At 63.2% G+C, this 4,404-nt stretch carries 3 protein-coding genes; all 3 read left to right on the top strand.

All coding sequences use genetic code 11. The features are described 5' to 3' along the window. Positions 1-295: 295 nt before the first annotated feature. The 3 genes from QZH52_RS38380 to QZH52_RS38370 are packed head-to-tail and all read left to right on the top strand — an operon-like array spanning position 296 to position 4,283. Positions 296-1,369: an AAA family ATPase gene (locus QZH52_RS38380; RefSeq protein WP_301816507.1), complete on the top strand. Its 1,074-nt coding sequence runs from the start codon at positions 296-298 to the stop codon at positions 1,367-1,369. Beyond that, entirely contained in the window at positions 1,366-2,838 is a 1,473-nt protein-coding gene (locus QZH52_RS38375) for a hypothetical protein (protein ID WP_301816506.1), read from the top strand. The genes QZH52_RS38380 and QZH52_RS38375 overlap by 4 nt, the downstream gene beginning before the upstream one ends. Positions 2,839-2,846: 8 nt before the next feature. Continuing rightward, a complete protein-coding gene (locus tag QZH52_RS38370) occupies positions 2,847-4,283 on the top strand; it encodes a DNA-binding protein (protein ID WP_366919375.1) in 1,437 nt (478 codons plus the stop codon). Positions 4,284-4,404: the final 121 nt, after the last annotated feature.

Below are 4,404 nucleotides of genomic sequence, written 5' to 3'. Positions count from 1 at the left end.
GAAAGGAGGAAACAGCTACAGTTATCCACAGTCGGCAACCACGATGCCGGCTTCCATCCCCGGGTCAAAGTTCAACCGGCAGGGTGGGTCAAAGTTCAACCGGCGCCGACACCCACAGGTCTGGATTGAACATTCCGGTTGTGCCCGATCCTGCTGACGGCTCGGTCACGGCGACAAAGGCTCCAAAGGCAACAACGGGGACAACGGGGACAACCCCTTCGGCGCAGCATCGCACGATCTTGCCCGCCTTCTTGCAGCGCCCGGTCCGTCGGGCGATCCTCTGAAGGAGCTCGACATGCAAGACGCAAGCACCGCTGCCAACCTGACCCCTCCGACGAGCGTCGCTGAGCAACTCGCGCTTTGTCCGATCCACCCCGTGGTCCGTCGGCAATACAACCTGCCGACATCCCCGCTCAAGCAAGCGGGCGATGAAGTGCTCATGCGCGTCGCCAGGCGCCAGGCGGCCTGTCCATTCATGGGTGATTCGCGCTTTGGGAAGACCTGCGCGCTCAACTACATCGAGGCCGAACTCCACGAGGTGATGCCCGCCGTCCTGGTGGTGAAACTGGTGGCGGCCAGCCTGAGATCGCGGTCCTCATGCACGTTCCACGACCATCTGTTCTCCGCGTGCGGAGGGCACATCGGGCCCGGTCGTGCCGACGGCAGTCGCTCGCTTCGGCGCGCAGCGCACCGCCTGGTGGTGCAAGCCCACGACAACGGTTCCGATCAAGTGGTCATCCTGGTCGACGAATTCGGGCGCCTCACCGTGGACGAGTTGACCTACCTCGCCGACGTGACCAATCTGGTCCAGGAACACCACATCCGCACCACCACCGTCGCGTTCGGCTCGTGCGAGATAGAGATGCTGCGGGACACCTTGCGATTGTGTGGGCGCACAGATCTGATTGGACGATTCATGTCCGGGGTGATGCAGTTTCAAGGTCTGTGCAGCGAGGCTGAACTGACCGAGGTGATGCAAGCCTATGACGACCCTGACATCGCGCAGTTTCCGCCAGGTTCTGGCTGGTCACTGACCCGCTTCTTCTGGCCGACAGCCTGGGACGCAGGGCATCGCCTTTCGCACCATTGCAAGCACGCCTGGAAGGCGTTCGCCGACGCGGCCAGACCGGAGAAGCTGTTCCAGATCGGGGCCGAGTACTGGTCCTTGGCGATTGAGCACGTGCTGACGACCACGATGAACTTCCATCTGCCCACCAATCCGGCGAGCGCCGAGATCTGGCCACAGGCGGTTGAGCAATCGGGCTTTGCGCATACCTTGGGTGTCACCTATTTCCCATCCCGATCGAGCAGCACGGCGAACTCGCGCAAGCCCCCGAGTGAAGCCCACAAGCACGCGGAGCAAGAATGAATCCGTTCGCCGCATCGGCGACCTGGGGCAAGGAATGGTGTGGCCCGTTGGAAGGCGTCTTCACGCTTGCGCAAAAGCATTCCTGGGCCAACGCCGCCTCGGTGCGCGACATGCGTTGTCTGTTCGGGATGCCCCTGTCGACCTTCAACAAGCTCACGGGTTCGAACACTCTGCTGGTCAACGCGACCGGGAAGCAAAGCCCGCGCTTGCAAAGCGCCTTCTTGTCATATTGGGCAGGAGACTGGACGCGCTTGCTGGCAAGTGACACGCATTTCAGGTACTGCCCCGCGTGCATCGAGTACGGATATCAATCGTGGATCTGCCAGCTCGCTGCGTTGGCGCGCTGTCCGATTCACTGCTGCGAGCTGCTCTCGACCTGCAGGGCGTGCGGCGCACCCACGTGCGCGTACGGTGTCACCTCATGCGCTTTCGACAAGCCCATGCGCTGTCATCGCTGTGGTTCACCTTGGTCGGGAACTTCGCAGATCGGGAGGTGGAGCGACAGTCGAGATCTGTGGACTGGTTGCCAGGAACTCCTGATATGGCTCGACTGGGTGAGCCGCCTGCGCGGTCGCCCAGTGGTCCCCAGGACCTCACTTGGCGATCTTTGGGATCGGGCGCCTGGGCTTGGCCTTGGGGCCTTCGCCGGCAGCCGAAAGACGAAGGCGATCAGCGCTGCGTATCGGGCCATGGCGTTCGAGGCAGCACAAGCGGTCGCTCCCTGCCTGGCACGGCCCGACTCGTTGTATCCGCCTTCCAACGAATGGCGATTCATGCGCGTCGATATGACAAGCGGCTCGCCGAATGAGGACGTCGCCCCCATCCACGGGAGAGACATCAAACAGATCTACAAATCTTTCCGTCGTCAGTTTGAGCGCAGATACCTTCATGGGCGAAGGCGCGTTCAGCGTCACCTGCGTGAGCTTCACAAGGAATACATGTCCCAGCCAATGTCGAAGGAAGATCCATTGGTCTGCGCATTCATGCGGTGGCGTCAGCATTTTGAGCTTCACCCGAGCAGGCCAAGCCCCGATGACCTCGACACGATTCGGTACTTCGCGAGCAACCCCCACCTTCAGATCGAGAGTTTCTTCCGGGAGGGGGTCCTGCAGCACCTCGATCTGCCCGACAACGCGGCAGGCTTGAACTTGAATGCCTTGCTATTTGCGGCCAGTTTCTACAGATCGTGTGGGGAGACGCTGGCCTGGTGTCGAAAGATCCAAGGTGCGCCGAATAGCTCTCCAACCCTGCCGTTTGGCGGTTCTGATCGTGGTTCGACTATGGATGACAGCTTCCATCGCCAGGCGTTGAGCCCATGCTGGACGCGCATCCTGCTTCAAGATGCCACCGCCGATGCGCGCATGGTCAGGCAGATCGGTACCCTTACAGCGACCGCAAAGGTGGTGCACGCCTTGCGCGATTGGCGTTGGGAGCCTTTGTCACGGGCTGGCGATGACCCAGCCCATTGATCTCTCCCATGTTCGGCACTTCACTGCCGCATACGACTCCCGGGTCACTCCCCCGGGAAGTGTCGACGCGCCGGGTGACCCCTGCCCTCTCGAAGATGGTCAACCAGCCAACGACCGAGCCATGTCCGGACTGTCAGCAGGTTTGTTGGATATTCAGGTCAGATCGCAGGAATGTTGGCACCTTGCGTCACGGTCTCAATGACGAAATTCGCCAACTTTTCAACCTTCCGTGCTCGCCCCCGAAGGGACGCCAAGGAGACGGATGTTGGTTCTTTATGTCACCTTGGTGCAACATCCATCCCATTCGCAGCGGCCGCGGGATCCAGGAGGCTCAGGTCTGGGAAGCAGCGGACTTGCTGCTGCACGAAGGCCTGCGTCCGACGATCGAGCGCGTCCGTCAAAAGATCGGCAGCGGCTCGCCCAACACCGTCAGCCCGATGCTGGAGCGCTGGTTCGCCACGCTCGGCAAGCGCCTGGACGGTCATGGCGCCAACCTGGCCGACGGCGAGGCGCATCAGCTGCCCCTGGCCGTCGTCCAAGCCGCGAAGCTGTTCTGGGAATCCGCGCGCCGCGAGGCCGACCAGGTCCAGGTTCAGAAGACCGAGGCGGCCCGCCGCGAGATCGAGCTGCAGCGCGGCGCCCTGGCCCAGAAGGAAGCGGACCTCCAGCAGCGCGAGACCTCCTTTGAGCAGGCCCGCGTGGCGCTCGACGAGGCCTTGGCGTCCTCGCGCCAGGCGGTCACGGCCATGGAGGCCCAGATGCACGCGCAGCAGCAGGAGTCGGCTCGACTGCTCAGCGATTCGGAGGCCGAGGTGCGACGCCTGCGCAAGGCTCTTGAAGAGGCGGTGGCCAGCAAGGAAGCGCTTCGCGAGAAAGCAGCGATGGAAATCGGCGCCGCCCACCGCGATGCAAGGGAGGCCGAGCAGCGCCATGTCGCGCACGAGCGCCGCCTTCTCGCCGATGTCGACCGTGAACGGGTGGCCGCGCGCCAGGCCACCGCAGATCTCGCGAAGGAGCAGAAGGCCCGCGCCGCAGATCTGGAAGCGGCCCGAGGTGTGCAGGCGGCAGCCAAGCAGGCGCTGCAGGTCGAGAAGGCAGCGCACAGCGATGCCGCCGCCGAAAGGTCGCGCCAGCAGCAGGAGATGCGGGTCGAGCTGGCCACTCTGCGCGAGCGCGCCGCCGGGGCAGAGCATCGCGCTGCTGACCTGACGGCACAGCTGCAGCGCCAGCAGAGGCAGGCCGAGCGCGAGATTGCACAGCTGCGTGAGAGCCATGCGGCGACAGCGGCGGCGCTGCGCCAGCTTGAGGCCCACGCCCGAGATCGCCAAGCCGCCTCTCTTGCGCGCCCCAAGAAATCAACCTGCGTATTTCAGGGCATCGTGGACGCCCGTTTCAGACGATCGTGGACGTCATTTCAGATGAACGTGGACGCTGTTTCAGGCTGATCGTGGACGACGTTTCAGCCTGATCGTGGACGATCCGGGCGCGCGCGAGTGATCTTGACCGTTGGCATGCTGGCCGATTTTTCGGCCTGCCATGCCTACCACCAGGATCACGATGCGACAG

The sequence above is a fragment of the Variovorax ginsengisoli genome (assembly GCF_030486595.1).
GTDB classification, from domain to species: domain Bacteria; phylum Pseudomonadota; class Gammaproteobacteria; order Burkholderiales; family Burkholderiaceae_C; genus Variovorax; species Variovorax ginsengisoli_B.
The sequence above is the reverse complement of the archived record's forward strand: the minus strand, read 5'-3'. Positions and strand labels throughout refer to the sequence as shown.

Coding starts and splice junctions, on each gene's coding strand:
- QZH52_RS38380 (WP_301816507.1), top strand. CDS start 296: ATGCAAGACGCAAGCACCGCTGCCAACCTGACCCCTCCGACGAGCGTC.
- QZH52_RS38370 (WP_366919375.1), top strand. CDS start 2,847: ATGTTCGGCACTTCACTGCCGCATACGACTCCCGGGTCACTCCCCCGG.
- QZH52_RS38375 (WP_301816506.1), top strand. CDS start 1,366: ATGAATCCGTTCGCCGCATCGGCGACCTGGGGCAAGGAATGGTGTGGC.